The following is a 20,217-nucleotide window of genomic DNA, read 5'->3' as shown; positions in this document are numbered from 1 at the left end:
AAATAGTCTGAACGGCGGGCAGGCCCTCCTATCAAGTAACTCCAATAAATAGTCTGAACGGCGGGCAGGGATAAACGCAAATAAACACAGATAAAAAAAACAGAAGACAGAAAGAAATAATCACAGAGAGATTCTTCGTCTTCCTTCGACTGCGCTCAGGACAAGTCGCTCAGAATGACAACACTACCGAAAAACACGAAAACGGAGAACGGAAAACGAAATACAAAAAAATAGACAGGATTAACAGGATAACAAATAACGGAAGGAATTTTTGGACGCATAAATTCCAGCAGAGCTGGATAACTTAGAGTAATGCTCCTATGTCGTAAACTCTAAGTAATCACAAAATAACACAGAAAACACTTGGATTAAAAAATTAAAACAGAAGGGAATTTTGCGCACAGATTAAGAAAGATTAACACAAGAAAAGAAACAACAGATTTATTTTAACAGGGACTTGCTAAGATTGACAAGAGATAAAAGATAGCCCCTACAATATTCCAACAAAAGTGGAACAGAGCACAATCACCGCCAAGGCGGGATGTTCCAGATATTCCATTTGAAATCCTGACTGCCGTCAGGCAAGTTGTGCCTACATTTTATACAAGAGAGAAAACCGGCTCAGGGGGACAGAAAGACGGAGCACTACATTTTATACAAGAGAGAAAACCGGCTCCGCCTACGGCGGGATCTCCGCTTCGCTTCGACGGCGAGATCTTCGCTTCGTTTCGACGGGGAGGGGAAAAAAATTGATAAAAATAAGTTTTGTGGTTGACAAACAGGCGATAAGAATTCATACACTATAATAAGGATAATCCCATACAAAGTGGTTTGATTTTCGAGAGTTTGGATAGATTATAAGATTACAGCTTTTAATATAGAATAAAATAGGGGGGGATATGATAGGATTACTTTTTGTATTTTTGAAAGTTTCCTCTGCGAGCGTTACTTCCGATGCTCTTGAGCCGATGGGCGAAATGAAGTTAACCGGCGACGTGTCAAAAGAAGTGATTGTCGGGAACATTCCCCGGCCCGGGAAGAACAAAATTGTTTCGAAAGTTTCGAAAACGGCAGATAACTGGGTGCAAACGGATTCCCACTCGTTCAGCGGCAGGATAAAGAACAACAGTCAGTATTACGTGAAAGCCAACGCTTCAGGATTGACACCTTTTTCGGCTGACGGGAACCTGACTTCCACGGCGTTACAGGCGATTAATGCGGTGCCCGGTTGGTTACAGATGCAGTTATTGGATAATCTTGCGCGTTTAAGTTCAAGCACGCAAAACATTTATGCGAATTTAATCATAAGCAGTCCTGTTTTGTGGAAGGATGAGGTAGCGTTTGTGATTGCTACTGTTGATTCTGCGATACTTGAGCATCACAAAAACAGTCCTACGATGTTTACGGACAACGCAAAATATATTTACAAAGCCGACAGCGTGCTTGATTACGTAAGGCTTGTAGAGTATGCGGATTATACGACGGCAAAGTACAAGGTAGCGAACAACGGGAGTGACACGACGGAAGTGGAAATTCCGTATGAAACGTATTACTGGAACGTAGTTCATCCCGTAAACACGAATGAGGCTCCTGTTTATGTAAATCCGCGCATAGCGGATATGGGCGCTATGGGGTTGGGAGAGGCGGCGCCTCCGACGGGAAAGTTCTGGAGAGAGCATTTATTTAATTATCCGGATACCGCGGAGAAGACGGTAACGAGCGAGTATGGTCCTTCGAAGACGATAAATGCGGGGACGGTTTCTCCGATATTAAGGACGAGGTTATCAGGCGAAAAAATTTTATACAACAATAAGATTGACGTATCGAGTAATAACGGCGCGGTTGGGAAGCTAACGGACTGGATAAGGGAGATAATGGTATTTGCGGCGAGCGATGGTGATGTGTGGAATAACGAAAGGCCGTGGCAGCCGAATCGTATTTATCATTTACACAGGGGACGTTGCGGTGAGCATGCCTGTATTTTAAGCGCGGCGGGCAGAAGCGCGTTAATTCCTATGGCGACTCCGTACGACTTAACGAGAGACCACACATGGAATGAGTGGTATGACACGGGTTGGCACGGATGGGAGCCGATAAACACTTACGTTAATTCGACGGCTCATTACGAAGCCGACGGCTGGGAGTTTCGAATTTTATTTGCCTGGCGCGGGGACGGTTATACGTGGAACGTGACGCCGACATACAGTCAGCACAGCACTTTGACAGTAGCGGTAAAAGACAAGAGCGGGCTTCCGGTAGACGGGGCGAGGGTGTATGTTTACACTGTGCATTACAGCGGGGACCCAATCGGTGTTAGCGATAAAAAGTATACGGATTCTGACGGCATGGTAGATTTTCAGATAGGCGAGAACATACAATATTATGCAAGTGTAAGCGCGGGGAGCAGAGGGACTAATCCTGCAACCGGTTATGTAAGCGTGGTAACAAAATCCGGTGTGGGACAGCAGTACACCTGGAATTGCAATCTTACGGGGGATCAACCGAAGGTACAGGCATCACAGGGGACTTTGGGTGACCCGACAAGGTATTACAAGATAGACGTAAATTTTGATATTCCGCAGGAGATAGTGCGTGGGAAGGCAATATTTGCGAACGAGTTCAACAATGGGAGTGCGCGGACGTGCTGGCAGAGGTACGGGTATTATACGGACGAGCCGCAGGACATTGAATTTTTCATCTGCAATGCGACGGAATTTGCCAAATACCAGAGTGGTTCAGCTTTTCAGGCATTTGAGATAGGGAGCAACGTGGATGCGGGGGTCGTAAGTTTTATTTGTCCGAAGGATGACTGGTATGTGGTATTTTCGACAAAGGATTTAGTGGAAAACGAAGAAGCCATTAATCTTAACGTAAAGCTTTATACTAATTTGACGGCGGTGGAAGAACCTTCAATTGCGGATTTTGCCTGCCTGACCGGTAGGCAGGGATTGGGGAATGTGGAATTGAAGATAATAAAGGATAAGATTTGTCTGTCCGTTCCTAATGACTATTGCCCTAATACACTAATAACGATTTACGATTTAAGTGGAAGGATGAAAGAGGTTGTATATAGTGGAATATTAAGTAAAGGGGATTATGAGTTTACGCCGAAAGTGAAAAAGAACGGGGTGTATTTTGTTACATTAAAAGCGGGTGAACATAATATAACGAGGAAGTTAATTTTGGTGAAATAATGAGCGGGGTGTCCAGCGGAGCTGGATAGCGACCTCTAAGTCCCGATAAATCGGGACAAGAGTCTGCTATATTTTGTGAGGGTGAGAGCGGGGGAGTATAAGGAAACCAAGAAGTTGATATTGGTGAAATAGAGCCCAGGGGAAACGGACACGAAAGAAAAACGTAGAGACAGATTATAATCTGTCCTATTTTCTTGACAATATGGATTTTCTAATATAATTTTTTCGTAAAGCAATGCAAGAATGGATAATTGAGTTTTTAATTGTAGTAATCGTTTTGCTTCCACTCATAATATGGCACGCTAAAACACACGTTTATAAATGCCCTAAATGTGGTTTTATTTTTAAAATATCTCTGTCAAAAGATTTCCTCAGCCCTCACCTCCCCGGTAAAAAACTCCTTCGTTGCCCAAGCTGCGGACATAAAGAATGGGCGAAAGAATTTAGAAAAAACGGATAGTAAAAACTGTAATAGATAGTAACAGAGAAACTGATATTGATGAAATGAAAGGGTGAACTCTAAGTAGTTCATCCCTGACATTGGTGAAATGATAAACACAGATGGACACGGATGCCCCGCTGAGCGGGGTAACTTAGAGTAATATTCCTAACAGAATAAACTCTAAGTAACTGACACGGATAGACGCAGATAACAAATCAAAGCCCTTCTGCTGGAGCAGAAGGGCTTTCTTTATCCTGAGTTTAACGGGTAGGAAGCATCTCCGGAAGGAGGTTTGCACGATATTTCAACAAAAGGGGAACAAAGCACAATCACCGCCAAGGAGGCGCGATGTTCCAGATGTCCCATTAAATCCTGACTGCCGTCAGGCAAGTTGTGCCTACATTTTTTATTTCGTCGGGGGCAGTTGCCCCCGACCTACCCCGCCTACGGCGGATTTCGCTATCGCTCAACCAATACCAGAACGGGCGACTTCCCGCTTCTGGCGGGATTACCCAGAATCTTTTGTGGGAGGGATTTCTATCCTGAGGGGCCAGGAAATTTTCTTGACATTAGCAAAGCGCGATATAAATTAAGTACTTTAAGGGGGAACATAATTATGAATATACAAAGAAGTAGATGTAAAGAAATAGTATTACCTTTTTTCCTTTTATTCGTTTCCTCAGTAGTTGTGGGGCAGGGGAATAAAAATGCGGATAGTTTATTTAAAGAAGCAGAGCAGTTGCGGCAAGAGGCATTTACAGAAGCAGACACCCTCAAATATTTGAAGACAATAGAGATATTGAAAACTATTATTAAAGAATATCCTGAAAGCGAGAGAGCGCCCGAAGCTTATCTTGGAATAATGAGTGTTCAAGTTAATAACCTTATGGGGCGCGAGAACTATCGAAAGGCAGTTCAAGAGGGTAAAGAAATGTTAAAGAAATATCCGGCTAATGCCATGGCATATAAGGTTTATAATTTTCTTTATTATACATATTCTCTTTGTCTTTACGATTACCAAAGTGAATTGGAAACAATTAAAAGAATACTGGAATTATACAAGGACAGTTTATCCTCTCGTGAAAAAGTTCAATATCATAACACAATTTCTTATGCATACGGAAAATTAGGAGATACAAAAATCGCAATAAAAGAATTGGATTCTCTTTCGGAAAAATGTGAGGACAAGGAATTTAAAGAATATATTGAAAGGAGAAAACGGTTTTTATTGGCAATCGGAAATAAATGGCAAGTCAGGGAATCAGACCATCTGAGAATTTTTTGCACGCAAGGGTCTCCTGCTAAGCGAGATATAGAAAAAGTCATATCCGAGCACGAGAAAGCATATAAAGAAATTTGTGATTTTTTAGGGGTAAGTGTTCCCGTCAAGATAGAATATTTCTTTTTCTCTTCACAAGAAGAGGCAGATGAGTGGTTTGGGAAAGGGACTACGCTTAATTCCGCAAACCGAGATCTTCAAATATTTGCGCTATATTCCGACAAGGCAAAAGCAAGCGTGAAACACGAACTTACTCATTGCATTGCGTATATGATTAGTCATCATTCCAGGCAAGCAAGATTAGAGTTGTTTTCCGAGGGATTAGCCGAAACAATGGTTGGAGCGCGGCAAGGGAAACCGATTCACACACTTGCTGCTTCTATACTAAAAGACAAAGAAATAAGTATCAGGGACCTTACGGATAACAAAACATTTTATCAAATAGGGGATACGATAACTTATCCATTAGCCGGGTCGTTTGTTAAGTATTTACTTGATGAGTATGGAATAGAAAAATTCAAGTTTATATATAAATATGCACATCCCGCTCAGATTTATTCCCAATTAAACCTGATTTTCAAGAAAACATATGGTAAAACAATAGATGAGTTAGAAAAGGGATGGCATAATAAGTTGGGGATACAGTAAGAAAAGCACAAACTCCTAAAGGATTGGAAAACGTGGGAGAGGGCGCTTCTCCGGAGGCGCGCTAATCGCTAAAGCTCACTTTTCCTAAAACCGTATTCTTACCAAATCCATACTCCTGCCTAAAGCTTCATCATCGTTCATACTTTGTCTTAAATATATTTCCGGCAAGCCCGAACTCAACCGTCCGTCTTTGATATCAATTAAAGAGCTGCCCTCTACCGTCTTATATTTTCGACTCATATTAAAACCTATTGCCGCTCCTACAGGACACATCCAACATAAAAACGTTCCCAAAAGACTTCCCCAATAAGCGTCATTAAGCGAGCCTGTTTCGTTACCACTAGTGCCAACCCAATAAACCCCGAGAGCGCTTCCATAAACGTATGCACAAAATCCACCAAAAACAGCTATTACACCTGTAAAACAAACTGCTTCCGGTTCTCCTTCCATATGAAGCGGATTTTGGCCGCTTATTGCATAGCCTAACCCGAAAAATGTTGCAGCGGCGGCGGGAATTCCTACTCCGAATCCGGCTAAAATTTCGTATGCGACTTTTCTCTTGTTCAATGGAGGTTTAGTAAGGTCGGGTTCTTTGAACGGTTTTGAGTAATCAAGGACTTGAGTTAATTCGTAAGATGGAAGCGAGTGGGACATCTCCCATTCCTTGAGGATATTGCTGTCGCAAACTGTGGGTTGCAACCCCGCCAACATAAACCAAAAAATTATCATCGTTATCTATTAATTAATCAAGCATTCTTTTTAGTCAACATTTTTTATTCTTATGTTAATTAGGGAAACAGAACGGGCGAATTGCTCACCGCCTTAGCGGGATCTTCGACATTCGCCCCTACGATATTTCGACAGAAGGGAACCTCTTTGCTCCGACGTAGCCGGAGTTGGATTGTCCGGAGTTTGTTGCCGGAGGGACTAGTATCCCGCAAAGTGGGGTTTATAATTCCTGTTTAATCATCGTCCTATATGCCTTTTGGACTTATTCTGATTTTTGGGGACAAATCGGATTTTTCCCCGAAAAGGCTTAACAAAATTAGACATTTCAGGGAAAAATGGAATCTTTAAAATGTTAATTTTTTACTAGAAATCTGAGAATATTACTATGAATTTTTCTTGCAATCCTCTTGACATACATTTAAAGTGAACGCTATTGGAAAAAGTAAGGTGAGAAAAAACTTGCAAAATAAAAGGAGGTGAGATAAGATGGAAATAAAGAAACCCGAAATGATTAATTTGTTAGATATGGTTTCCGAAGAGCTTGATAAAGCACAGATCGAAAGAAGAGTAGCGTGGGATGAATGTTGTCGTGTGCTAATAAATACATCCCGTCCTCAAGCCTAAAATAGTTTCTATATAGGAGGTAGTCCCTTGACTGCCTTAATTTTGGGGTTGTCAGGGGATTACCTATAGATTTTTTAGGCAGTAATGTTTTTGAGTTTTTTCGGCAGGTTCTTTTTACATTTTTTTAGTAAGAGGGGATAACAATGGGTTATTATAGTTCTCCGTTTAATATTGTTTTACCATGTGGAAAAGATAATAGTTCATCAATTGTTCATAATTTAGTAACTAATGAGGTATATACATTTCGTGAACGGTGGAATAAAATTGTATATGCAGCAAATAAAAATGATGAATTAGCTAATAAATTATCTATGCATAAGTTACTCGTAGAATCGGACAACTATATTACTAATGCAAAAAATTACTTTAACTTTAAAGATAGTGAGAATAAAAAATTATTATTTTATTTCACTGTTACCACAAATTGTGGTTTACGATGTAAATATTGTTTTCAAAACCATATTGAAAGACAAAATACTTCCATTGAAACAATAAAACAATTTGGGAATTGGGTTAGAGAGTACCTGGAAACCTCTTCTCAAAAAACAGAAGAAATAATTTTAATATTATTTGGTGGAGATCCTATAATCTGTCCGGAATTATCTTGTGTTTTATTAAGTACTGTAAAAGAAACATGTAAGCAGTATTCATTAAAAATGCGTTCAATAATGGTAACAAACGGACTAGAAATAAACGGGGATATAATAAATAAATTGATAAAAAGTGGTCTACAAAGTATGCAGGTAACCTTTGATGGTCCTAGGAAAATTCATAATTTAACAAGACCTAAAACTTATGACATAATTCTGAATAATCTCAAAACTTTTCAGGACCACTTCAATTTAAAAGTAAAATATAATATTAGTAAAAAAAGTTCTAACGTAAAAGATTTCAAAGAGTTTCTAAATGATTTAGAAAAGCAAAAAATTAAAAAAGATTACATTATAGGCATAGAAGCCTTGCAAGAAACAATTACTAATATGGATTCAAATTCAGAATGTTTTGAGTATAATAATAAAAAATTAGGAAAAGTATTTACTCGATTTGCAAGGATTGGGCATGAAAGGGGTTTTAGGATCAGTTTAAAATCAGCTTTTCAACCTCCTTGTATGTTTACTTCTGAAAACTGTTATATGATCGACACAAATGGAGATATAATAAATTGTGATACTGCATACAATATTAAAGATTTTAAGGTTGGAAATATACATAAAACATCACTAACTACGTTAACGAAAAAAAAGAATCGCGAACTTATATTTAAATTGATTGATAAAAACTGTGCTCAAAAGAATTGTCCTTATTTGCCAATATGTGAAACGGGTTGTTACTTTAATAGATATATTAAAAATAAAAATTTTGAAGATGTCCTGTGTAGAGAAGATTATTTAAATTCTTTTTTCCCGGAATTAACAAATCTTTTCTTGAGAAAGGAAACTTGATTATGGATGCTAGAATACCACATTATATTAATCTAATTTTAAAGCCTATAGATGATATTTGTAATTTAAATTGCAACTATTGTCATGAAAAATATGATCAAAAGCTACTCCCTTCTAATGGATTAATTTCTTCTGGCACCTATAATAATCTACCCATTATCCAATGGTTTCCTAAGCTGCTCAAAGAATTAAAAAATATACCTGAAATAAAAAAAGTGAATTTCTGTTGGCATGGCGGAGAACCATTACTTCTTCCTTTTGAATTTTATAATCGTATTGTAAAGGAGCAAAGGAAACAACTAAATGACAATTTTTTCGATTACGAAAACGTTGTTATAACAAACTGTATGAACATGGATAAAAACAAAATAAAATGGATTGAGAAGTTAGGTTTTTCTCTTTCAATTAGTTGTGATGGGCCGACTTATCATCACAACAAAGAAAGATTTGATAGCATTCATAAATATCAAATATTTAGAAAGAATTTAAATTTAGTTAACAAAGAAAGTAAAGCTTTCTCGCTTCATATGGTAATTAATAAATACAGTTTAAAGGATTACCCTGCGTTTATGAATTTTTTTGAAGAAATAAATCCAATTAATGGAGTTGCTTTAGGGATGTGTTATCTGAAAAATAATATATTGAATACAAAAGAATTAAGCGACTTTTTTTGCAATTTATTTGACATATGGAACCCCAAAAGAACTCCTTATATTTTATTATTCCAAGAAATAATAAACGGGTTAAATTACTTTCCACCAAGGTATTGTAAAATTGCAAAAAATGGATGTATATCTTTCATAACAGTGGATTCCAATGGACTACTTTATAGTGGTTGTCAACGGAAAGAGGCTCTAAAAATTGGAAATATAGCAGAGATTAATTTTACAGACATAATTAAAAAACATATAGAAAACATAGCACTACTTAATAAAAAAATTAAAGGGAAAACTATTTATGAGTCTTCAAACTCTGATCCACGTTTTATTTATTTTCAATCAAAAGGATGCCCTAACAGATTAGACAATAAAGATGAAGATCCTTACTTGCCTGTTTATGTTAATTTAATGAATCATATTTCTGATAGATTGAAGATTGATATAGACTTATTGATTAAAGAATTAAAAGAGAGACATAATGTTAAAAAAACACATAGTCTTTATTAAAAGCAACGTAAAAGTAAATTATATTGCAAAAGATGAAATATATGTTAATGAGACATGTTTAGGAATATTAAAAGGAATACGACTACTCAAAGCTTATTTTAATATAAAAAAGAAACTACCTTCGATAGTAGTGACATTGGCTGAAAATAGAAAAGAATATAATTTTACTTTACGTAATGAATTTGGTTTAAATATACGAAAAACGCCTCTTACTAGAATAGCCCAACCAAAAGGGACTCATTTGTTGCTATTATCTCCCAATGCTTACGAGCACGATTCTATCTACACATATAAACGAGACGAATATATACGTTTAATGATACATGAAGTCACGCACATAATTACACGTATTATCTCGTGCGGAGAAGAAAATATGCCCAGGTGGTTTGAAGAAGGTTTATCCGTATATCTTTCCAAGCAATGGTTATACGAAGATGAATTCAAAGAGTTAGTTCTTCGAGAAGTATCCACGAACAATATCCCGTCATTAATGGAAATAATTCAAAATAGGATATACTATTACTCATGGGGATGGACCGTCGTTAAATACATAGAAAAATTTTATGGAAAAAAAATGATACTCGAAATTATTGAAAAATGTAAACAATATGACATTTTTAAAATAATAGGGGAAGAAAGTAATTTTCTAGAAGAAAAATGGAGAAAAAATCTCAAAAAGAATATAGAGCATCTCTTTGTTTAATTGAGTATGTATGAAGATATGATAATAAGCGGCTTTCCGGCAAACAAAAGTTTGATAAATTTGTGAATTCGTTTTATAACCATAAAATTTTAGTGACTACCTTTAAAACTTTACCTCTTTTTAAAACCTGTCTAACAAATATTTACAATTGGAGATTACTAATTTTTCTCTCCTTTGTTGTAGCAGATGTTACATCCGCAAAAGTTTGTTGTGTACCCTTTACGGACATTTCTCCCAAGATCGATGGGGTTATTGAAAGTCTTTGGTCGAAAGGGGATTCTATTGTGGACTTTATTCAATACGTACCAATAGAAGGTACTGCCGCAACTGAGAAAACTACTGTTTACCTGCTTCAATCCAATGAAAATATTTATGTAGCTTTTAAGTGTTTTGATGCTGATCCTTTAAAGTTGAATGCTAGGCTAGTTTCGAGAGATTGTTTTTCAGATAACGGTGATAATGTCTGGATTATGTTGGATACTTTTGGTGATAAAACTACTGCTTACGAATTTGGAGTGAATGCGACAGGAGTGCAAACTGATGACAGACTCTCTTGGGAAGGTAGAATATGGGATCCTTCTTATGATGGAGTTTGGTATTCTGCCGCTAAAATAACAGATTATGGTTATAATGTAGAGATGAAAATACCGTTTAAAACTATACGATTCAAAGCCGGATTTTCGGAATGGGGAGGCAATTTTTTCCGATTTATCTCTCACAAAAATGAGTATGACTGCTGGTTTCCACAGCATCAATCAGAAGGTACACGAGTATCAAGATGCGGAATACTTAAAGGACTAAATCCCGGAAAACAGGGATTACATCTTGAGCTTTATCCTGTTGGGATTACAAGATATGACTCTAATTCTATCAATCCTCAAGTAGGGTTAGATTTTAATTGGTGTTTTCCCTCTTCGCAACTCTCTTTTACTACTTATCCTGATTTTGCCCAAATAGAAGCCGACCCTTATACACTTAACCTCTCTAAATATGAAACCTATTTTGAGGAAAAAAGGCCATTTTTTATAGAAAGTCAAGAAATATTTAACACTCCGATAAAACTTTTTTATTCCCGAAGGATAGGCAAAAAATTAGATACAGGCGAAGAAGTCCCGATTATAGGCGGGGCAAAATATACTGCGACATTAGGAAGACTTAATTTGGGCTTTCTCTCTGCATATACAGATAGTATTTTAAACGAACCTAAAAGCCTATATTCGGTTGGTAGAGTAAAATTAGGAGTGCTTAAAAACTCAGAAGTAGGTGCATTTTATACCGAAACAAGAAGTAACTATACGCAAACCGTAGCCGGAGTTGATGCCACATTTAGGACTACAGAATTGCAAGTTCAGTCTCAATTTGCACACTCAGATAGCGGAAATGCAGGGATTACAGGTTTTAGTTGGTATGCAAGGAACTTTACAGCCGAAGGTAAATATGAAAAATATGATAAAGAATTTAGTATTGAGCAACTTGGATTTGCTCCGTGGAAGGGGGTAACAAAATATTCTCTCAATATTGGTCCACAATGGTTTAATAAAAGCATTTTTCGTAGATTAACAACAGGAGTGCAGGCAGGAAACAGAAAAGAGATAGGCGAACCTGAAAGTGGTCATTGGATAGGAGCGTGGAACTCGTTTGATTTTAACAATAATTGTGGATTTTCTATAAGTTTTATTACAGGCAAAGACTACGAAACGAATACATTGTATGATTATTATACGCCAACGCTTTCAATTTGGACTGACCATTCTAAGCCAATTGTAATTTCCTGTGATGGCTTGTATAACAGTTGTGAGTATAATTATCGTAGAGACTATTTTGCACCTATATCTCAAAATAATTTTTCTGTTGAGTATAAAGTATCTCCGCCTTTATCAATAACACTCGATGCATCAAATACTTTAGAATGGAAGCCAAACAGAGGTATAGAAGCAGTATCCTGGGTGCTAAGACCAATTATACAATATGCAATTACAAAGGATATACACTTAAGAATATATACAGAACCAAATACAGATACCCATATCCACCAGTTTAACGCGCTTCTTTCTTATAACTTCAGACCGAAATCGTGGCTGTATCTTGCTTTTAATCAGGCGGTGGATTATACCAAAGACAAAATGGATATGACGAATAGGATTGCTGTTATGAAAGTCAGGTATTTGTTCTTCTGGTAAGGATTAGAAATAATTTGCCACAAAGGCGCAAAAACACTAAAGTACACTAAACAGAAAATTTTAGGACGCACCTACCTATCACAGGCAGAGATTTTCGCAGATTAACAGGATTATATCATTAACAAAAGACGGAAAGAAAAAACGAGATTCTTCTCCGCCTTCCGCCAAAACAAAAGGCGGACATGGAGGCGGATCAGAATGACAAAAGCAAGGAAATGTTTGGTAATATATTTTTTAATTCTTTTTTATAATTAAATTGACCGAGTTATTATTTCTCATATTATTGACTTATGTCTGAACAAGAAAAATCTACTTTCAAGATTATTCGTAGGTTCTTGAAATTCCTCAAACCCTATTGGAAAAAAGGGGTAATAGCATTCTTTTTTATGTTGCTTGCGGTAGGGTTGCAACTCCCTATGCCTTTCCTCACTAAATACCTTATTGATAAAGTAGTGGTTCTTAAATCATTCAGACTCTTGAATATTATAGGGTTTGTTCTTGTCGGAGTTTTACTCATCAAGGCAGTGTCTATATTCGTAGAATCAGTTCTTCTTACTACTTTCAGAGGTAGAGTACTTTTTGATATCAGGATTAAATTGTTTGAGCATCTCCAGAAACTCTCATTATCTTTCTTCCATAAACAGGATACGGGATATCTTATGTCCAGAGTCTCAGGTGATGTTGATTCAGTCCAGGGGTTACTTGCAGATACACTTGTTTCTTTTACCCAGAATATTCTTACTTTTATCGCAGGAATTATCTGCACTTTATACATTCATCCCAAACTTGCCTGTATCTGTTTTGGGATACTCCCTTTTTATCTATTCTCGCTCTGGATATTTAATGACAGAATCCGAAATATGAGTTATGTAGTCCGCGAGAAATATGCTAAAGTCCAGAAAGATTTGCAAGAACTACTCTCGGCAGTCTCCGTAGTAAAAGCTTTTACCGGGGAGAAAAGGGTTACCATAAAACAGCTCAAAAGCCTAAAGGAAGCGATAAGAAAGGAGATACGACTTGACATAACCGCTACCGTCGCATCACTGTCTTCAGCCATTATTTCTTCTGCAGGACCAATTATTCTGATTTGGTATGGATGCGCCGAGATAATGAAAGGGAATCTTACTATAGGCGGACTTATTGCATTTAATTCATTTATTAATTACTTATTTGGTCCCGCACAGGGACTTTTTAATCTTAGCATTGGTATTCAGCGTTCACTTGCTGCCTGCGAACGAATATTTGAAATAATGGACATTGCCCCGGAAAAAGATGGCGAAAAAGATATAAAGATAACAAAAGGCGTAGTAGTATTTGATAATGTCAGTTTTTCTTATGACGATAAAGAACCTGTTTTTGAGAATATTTCTTTCAGGGCGGAGTCAAACGAAACGGTTGCCGTCGTCGGAAGAAGTGGAGTCGGGAAAACGACACTTGTTTCGCTTATACCGAGATTTTATGAGTTGCAAAAAGGGAAGATACTGATAGACGGGGAAGATATAAAAGATGCAAAATTAAAAAGTTTAAGGAAACAAATCAGTATAGTAGCGCAGGACACTTTCTTGTTTTCAGATACACTTAAAGAGAATATACGATTTGGCAATCCCAACGCAAAAGATGGGGATATAGAGAATGCGGCAAGGCTTGCGTATTGCGAAGAATTTATAAAAGAAATGCCTGACGGGTATGAAGCAAAAGTCGGCGAGCGCGGCGTAACTTTATCCGGGGGACAGCGACAAAGAATTTCCATAGCAAGAGCGATTTTAAGAAATCCCAAAATTTTAATTCTTGATGAAGCAACGTCAAGTCTGGACTCCGAATCCGAAAGGCTTATACAGGAAGCTTTAACTCCTTTAATGAAAAACCGGACTACGTTTATAATAGCGCATAGGTTATCAACCATTCGGAATGCCGATAAGATAATTGTTTTATACGGACATAAGATTGCAGGTATCGGCAACCACTCCGAACTTTATGAAAATTGCCCTGCGTATAAACAATTATACAACGAACAGTTTTTGGGAAAAGAAATTCCATAACAATGAATAAACAGTTAATAATAAAAGTTGTTAGAAAAATCGTGAAAAATATATTTAGAGCAAAAACAAGAAGTGTTAATCTGTTTAAAAATAATTTAAGGACTTTTTTATAATTAAAACAATATGATACCATTACTTTTTTTTAGTATTCTTAGCGTAAACATATCAAAAGTAAATACACCGCCGGTTATAGACGGGAACATAGAAAAGGTTTGGGAGGAAGGCGTTTCGGCTGATAGTTTCGTGCAGTGGAGTCCTGATGAAGGAAAAGCGGCGACGGAATCCACAAAAGTTTATACGTGTTACGACGATAAAAATCTGTATGTAGCTTTTAAGTGTTTTGATTCGGAGCCCGGAAAGGTAAGCGTTTTGACAACTCCCAGGGATGAGTGGGCGGGAGACCACGTATGGATAATACTGGATACTTTCGGGGATAAAAATACTGCTTACGAATTTTGCGTGGGCGCGAGTGGTGTGCAGGCGGATATGAAGATTTCCCAGGACGGAAGAATTAAGGATAATTCATGGGATGGAGTATGGTATTCGGAAGTAAAGGTAACGGAATACGGGTATAACGTGGAAATGAAAATACCGTTCAAGACGCTAAGATTTAAGCAGGGGCTTGACGAATGGGGAGTTAATTTTTTCCGGACTATTTATCGCAAACACGAGGACGTAAGCTGGGTGTTAACGAAACAATCGGAGGGGATGAGAGTCTCCCAGTGTAACACATTAAAAGGAATCCAGCCCGGGAAACAAGGGCTTAATCTTGAAGTTTATCCCGTTGGGCTTTTAAGATACGAGTCAAGTTACGACGATACTTTAATTCGTCCGCAAGCGGGATTGGACATTGGGTGGGGATTTACATCGTCACAACTTTCCATAACCGCTTATCCCGATTTTGCGCAAATAGAGGCCGATCCCTATACGATTAGCCTCTCCAAGTACGAGACTTTTTTCGAAGAAAGAAGACCATTCTTTTTGGAAAAACAGGAAGTGTTTAACACACCTATAAATCTTTTTTATTCACGAAGGATAGGGAAGAAATTAGACTATACGGGTTATGAAGTGCCGATAATCGGGGGCGCAAAATATACGGGTTCAGCGGGGAGAGTTGATTTCGGGGTATTATCTGCATATACGGACAGCGTAGTGGAGGACAGCGTTTTGCTTGAGCCTAAAGGGCTTTACTCTGCCGGAAGGATAAAGATGGGGGTTCTGGAAAATTCGGACATAGGGTTTATGTATTCGGGAGTAAACGGAGACAGCGGGAGTCCGAACAACCAGAGGGCGTTCGGCATAGACGGAACGTTCAGGACGCGTGAACTGCAGCTTGCTTCGGAAGTTGCGAAATCGGACAGCGGGTATGCGGAATATATGAAGTTGGATTGGTATGCTCCGAAATTTATTATAACAGGTGAATGCGATAACTACGATAAGAGTTTTGACGTTGAGAAAATCGGTTATGCGCCGTGGAAAGGGCGAAAGATGTATGCTCTGGGCGCAGGTCCAAGGTTTGTTAACATAGGCGTGTTTAATACGCTTGATGTCGGATTGGGCGGGGGGCAGAAAAAAGAAGCAGGTGACCCCGATTGGGGATACTGGATGATGGGTTGGTTTTCTCCGCAATTTAAGAATAACTGGGGAGGGAGTGTAAGCCTTTACAGAGGGAAAAGTTATGAGCTTGATAAGTGGTTTGAATATTCGCAGACGACTATAAATTTTTGGAACGATTATTCGAAACCAATTTCGTTTTGGGATAATATCTGGTACTACACAAATGGGTTTAACTACAGAAAAATGTATTTCGCGGATATGGGAACGAATACTTTTGGTTCAAGCTGGACGGTAAGTTCTTCGTTAAGTCTTTCAATTGAGTTAACTAATACTTTTGAATGGACTCCGAAAGGGGACAGTGTAGAAATATCATCGGTTTTGCGGCCGACCGTTCAGTATGCTTTAACAAAAGATATGCATTTGAGGGTATACGCGGAGCCGAATACGGATAGTCATATACATCAGTTCAATGCGTTGTTTTCGTATAACTTCAGACCGAAATCGTGGTTGTATTTAGCGTTCAATCAGACGATAGATAATACCGGGGACGAAATGGATATGACGGATAGGATAGCGGTAACGAAAGTAAGGTATTTGTTTTTCTGGTAGACTGAAAGAGGACGCACCCTCCAAACAGAACGGCGGGCCATGCCTGTCGGCAGGTAAACAGGCAGGAACAAATAAATAGTCTGAACGGCGGGCCATGCCCTCCTATCAAGTAACTCCAATAAATAGTCTGAACGGCGGGCAGGCCTAAAGGCAGGTAAACAGACAACAAAAAGCTCAGGGTAAACGAAAAAATGGAGAACGGAAAAGTCTACCACGAAAGACAAAAATAAAAACAAAAGAAGGACACGAAAAACGGAAAGAGTTTTAACAGGGACTTGAAGAGATTTAAAGAGATTTAAAGAGATAGAAAAAGAACTACATATTCTTTGACAAATGAAAAAATTAGTTATATTTGGTAAGTAATTATGGAAATGTTTAGCTTGAAAGAAATTATTTTTTTAGAAACCCAACAGCTATTTTTAACGGATATGGCAGTAGATTCGCAAGAAAGATTTGGGATAGCGGATATGCGCGGGAAACAATTTTTGATATTTAGCAAAGACGGAAAACTAATTAAAACTATAGGGAAAGAAGGTTTGAAGCCCGGAGAGTTTCAACTGCCAAACGCAATAACAAAAGATGAGAAAGGGAATTTTTATGTAACCGACCACGCTGTAAGAAGGCTGAGCGCTTTTAGTTCTGACGGGGAACTCACCAATTCTTTTATCTTTACGGAATACCATACACAACCATTTACAATAAGGGTTGCAAAGGAACTCTTATTCGTGGGAGCATCAAATCCCGCTACAAATACTTATGTTCAAGTTCTTTCCTTAAGAGGAGAATTCCTATATTCATTCTGCCCAAAAAGCGCAACTTCTATAGATTTTGACATAATGGGAGTGTTTTTTGATTTATATAAGGATAGTTTATTTGTCGTTCAAATAGGGGACTATAAGATTTGGGAATATAGCTTAGAAGGAAAGTTAACAAGAACTTTCGGAGAAGAGCCCGAATATTTCGTTCCACCTAAAATGAAACATCCCGGGAATTGTATGGAAGGCAAATACGAAAAATGGGCGCACTCCTGGACACAAGTAATAAAAATATGCACCTCTCCAAAAGACAAACTGATTTTTTTGGAATTGAATATGAATGATTTGGTAGAAGAAATTAAAGAAAAATATGTAATAGACGTTTGGACTATAGCTGGGAAATTCGTTGGCAATTTTAAGACGAATGACAAATTACTTTGCGCGGATGAAAATGGGTTTGTATATTTTCTCAGGGAAGAAAAATCAGAAGATTCGCAGAAGTATTTTATTGTGAAGTATTGTATGAATATATAATGGAAAACAAAGAATCTTGCATTCCGTTTTTTTCGCTACCTGATTTAACGGGAAAAGAAAGAAACGTTTCGGAACTACTGAAAGAAAAAAGACATACATTGTTTATTTATTTTTCGCTACTTGATAGTTTGCCTTGCATTGCAGAACGGTGGGTCTGGCCGGAGATTGCCAAAGACGAAAACATCCGGGTAATTGGGATTGCTTATCACGTGAGCGAAAGAGAATTAGTGGACTGGGTCAGGAATGCCAAAATCAATTTTCTTGTTTTGTTTGATAAGGACTTATCGGCAAAGAAACAACTTGGGTTCGAGGAGACGCCTGTGAAAATTTTTGTAAACCGGGAAGGGGAAATTCTGTTAAAAGCGTCTTATAAAGAACCGATTTCCGAATTTCAAAAAGAGATGGAAAAGATAATTAATGAGAAGTAATATACAAAACAACAAAATGAAAAGCATAACTTCTTGAGAGATTATATGAAAAAAACAAAAATGGGTGGGTTGGGAAAACTGTTCCGACAAATTAAAAAGGTAATGTATTTGGGGATTTTGGTTTTATGTTTTTGTGCTTCGTGTGACAGGAGAGATGCTACCGTAGTCGTTAATTCCTATATTAACGCAATACAAGAAGATAATAAGAAAGTGGCAGAAGAGTACGTTGGCACGGAAGATAAAGTTCAATTTTCGGAGAATTATGAGGACATTAAAAAAAATATGGCTGATGCTACAATCAAAGTGTTAAAAGTTGAAAACTATAATAATAATCTCTACAGAGTTTTAGTATTTGTGGACAGCAAACATCCCGTATATGCTTCGCAAAGATATTTTTATCTCGAAAAACAGGATGGGAAAATGAAAATTGTTTTCCCTTATAATGTGCTTTGCAAAGACTGGGAAAAAGTAGAAGGGACCTATACCGTATGTCATTTTTCGTCTTCATCCGACAGCGCAAAAGCAGGGGAAGCAGTAAAAGCTATGGACAACTATTTTCTTGTAATTTCGCAGTTTTTGTCCAAACAGGATTTGTTTGGCAAAAAGGTAGATTATTACTTGTGTAGGGATGAAAAGGAATTGAATGATGTTCTTGGTTTTCGGAATAAGTTCTCCCAAAAGCACGCAGTTGCAATGTATCAAAAAGTCTTTTCGACTTTTCCTTGTGACAGCATTACTTATATTGCTTCCTTGTTGATGGATAAACCGATTTTTGTAAAATATGGAATTTATATGTATTCTAAAAAAGGACAAGAATATGCCGGTTATTCTTATGATTTCTGGATTACAAGACTTCCCCGACAGCCTTCTTTTAAGAAAACTTTTTTTGCCTCCGGATATAATACTTTTATAAGTAACGACTCCTATCTTCTACCAAATGCGCATTGTGTTTCTCTGTTTGGTTTTTTGATGAAAAAATTAGGGGAAGAGAAAATTAAAGATTTTGTAAGAGAATGCACGCCTGAAAATGCGGCAGAGGAACTCGAAAAAATCACGGGAGAAAGATTAGAAGAAATTGAAGCCGAATGGACAAAGCATATTGCCGGAGGGGAAACAAAAGTAACAGGGATAGATTCGTTGTTTACGATGCATTTCAAAATTAGATATAGCAAAGAATTTAGTCTTCTTGTAGACAAGATTACAAATACCATTGAAGATGAATATAAAAAAGTATGCGATGGGCTTTCTTATTTCCCGGATGAAAATGAAAAGATTACGGTAAACTTTCTCAACAATGAAAAATTTGTAGAGAAAATCGGAATTAGTAATAAGGGAACAATACAGAACGGGGAAATATTTATAAACACTCCCGTGGAACCCTCCAAGGATATTTCTGCTCTGGTAGCGCATGAATTAACACATTTATTTGCACAATCAATTGGAAAATATAAAACACTCTCCCAGTATCCCCCTTTATGGTTTCATGAAGGGCTGCCAAGATATGTAGGAAAGCAGAAGGAATTTATCGTGCTTGAATGGGGCAACTTTCTTTCTTTCATTCCACCCGAGAGACTCAAATTGCCCAAACGTGAGGAAGAAAGACAAGACATTGGTTTTGAACTATCGGTTTATTCTGCCATAGAATTTCTATTTGAAAACTGGGGGAAAGAGAGAGTGAACAAATTATTAATTGTTTTGGGGGAGACGGGAAATTTTGAAACAGCGTTTAGAAAAGTAATCGGAATATCAACGAGCAAGTTTGAGCGGTTGTGGAAGAAAGAGATAAAAAAGAAGTTTTGGACATACACATAAGAATTTGCCACCCCGTCCACCGCCACAGCGGGATCTTCGACACAGCGGGGTAATCCGACTTAGGCGGACTAACGCG

Annotated in this window: 13 protein-coding genes; 12 read left to right on the top strand and 1 reads right to left on the bottom strand. The window is 37.7% G+C overall.

Features of this window, described 5'->3' with window-relative positions; all coding sequences use genetic code 11:
• The first annotated feature begins 899 nt into the window (after nt 1-899).
• Both WC614_08465 and WC614_08460 read left to right on the top strand, forming a co-directional pair.
• Nucleotides 900-3,194 (top strand): T9SS type A sorting domain-containing protein, encoded by a 2,295-nt coding sequence (locus WC614_08465; GenBank protein MFA5033038.1) that lies wholly within the window; start codon nt 900-902, stop codon nt 3,192-3,194.
• A gap of 1,058 nt (nt 3,195-4,252) precedes the next feature.
• Entirely contained in the window at nt 4,253-5,563 is a 1,311-nt protein-coding gene (locus WC614_08460) for a hypothetical protein (GenBank protein MFA5033037.1), read from the top strand.
• An 84-nt stretch (nt 5,564-5,647) separates the two neighbouring features.
• Here WC614_08460 and WC614_08455 read toward each other — a convergent pair whose 3' ends face one another.
• On the bottom strand, nt 5,648-6,292 hold the full coding sequence (locus WC614_08455; protein MFA5033036.1) for a hypothetical protein: 645 nt from the start codon (nt 6,290-6,292) through the stop codon (nt 5,648-5,650).
• A gap of 486 nt (nt 6,293-6,778) precedes the next feature.
• On the opposite strand from WC614_08455, the gene WC614_08450 reads away from it, so the two are divergent.
• From WC614_08450 to WC614_08405, 10 genes are all read left to right on the top strand, one after another.
• On the top strand, nt 6,779-6,916 hold the full coding sequence (locus WC614_08450; GenBank protein MFA5033035.1) for a hypothetical protein: 138 nt from the start codon (nt 6,779-6,781) through the stop codon (nt 6,914-6,916).
• Nucleotides 6,917-7,059: 143 nt separating this feature from the next.
• On the top strand, nt 7,060-8,358 hold the full coding sequence (locus tag WC614_08445; GenBank protein MFA5033034.1) for a radical SAM protein: 1,299 nt from the start codon (nt 7,060-7,062) through the stop codon (nt 8,356-8,358).
• Nucleotides 8,359-8,360: 2 nt separating this feature from the next.
• Nucleotides 8,361-9,524 (top strand): radical SAM protein, encoded by a 1,164-nt coding sequence (locus WC614_08440; GenBank protein MFA5033033.1) that lies wholly within the window; start codon nt 8,361-8,363, stop codon nt 9,522-9,524.
• Complete coding sequence (locus WC614_08435; protein ID MFA5033032.1) at nt 9,496-10,227, top strand: hypothetical protein; 732 nt, start codon at nt 9,496-9,498, stop codon at nt 10,225-10,227. The genes WC614_08440 and WC614_08435 overlap by 29 nt, the downstream gene beginning before the upstream one ends.
• 62 nt (nt 10,228-10,289) lie before the next feature.
• Nucleotides 10,290-12,407: a DUF5916 domain-containing protein gene (locus WC614_08430; GenBank protein MFA5033031.1), complete on the top strand. Its 2,118-nt coding sequence runs from the start codon at nt 10,290-10,292 to the stop codon at nt 12,405-12,407.
• A 290-nt stretch (nt 12,408-12,697) separates the two neighbouring features.
• On the top strand, nt 12,698-14,446 hold the full coding sequence (locus WC614_08425; protein ID MFA5033030.1) for an ABC transporter ATP-binding protein: 1,749 nt from the start codon (nt 12,698-12,700) through the stop codon (nt 14,444-14,446).
• Nucleotides 14,447-14,569: 123 nt separating this feature from the next.
• Entirely contained in the window at nt 14,570-16,612 is a 2,043-nt protein-coding gene (locus tag WC614_08420; protein MFA5033029.1) for a DUF5916 domain-containing protein, read from the top strand.
• Between the two features lie 365 nt (nt 16,613-16,977).
• Nucleotides 16,978-17,901, top strand: coding sequence for a 6-bladed beta-propeller (locus WC614_08415; GenBank protein MFA5033028.1), 924 nt, complete (start codon nt 16,978-16,980; stop codon nt 17,899-17,901).
• Complete coding sequence (locus WC614_08410) at nt 17,901-18,329, top strand: hypothetical protein (GenBank protein ID MFA5033027.1); 429 nt, start codon at nt 17,901-17,903, stop codon at nt 18,327-18,329. Before WC614_08415 ends, WC614_08410 begins: the two co-directional genes overlap by 1 nt.
• A 45-nt stretch (nt 18,330-18,374) precedes the next feature.
• A complete protein-coding gene (locus WC614_08405) occupies nt 18,375-20,141 on the top strand; it encodes a hypothetical protein (protein ID MFA5033026.1) in 1,767 nt (588 codons plus the stop codon).
• Nucleotides 20,142-20,217: the final 76 nt, after the last annotated feature.

This window comes from bacterium, assembly GCA_041649255.1.
Lineage (GTDB): Bacteria > Hydrothermota > UBA3073 > JACQXS01 > JAQTXJ01 > JAQTXJ01.
This window is presented reverse-complemented; position numbering and strand designations above follow the sequence as displayed.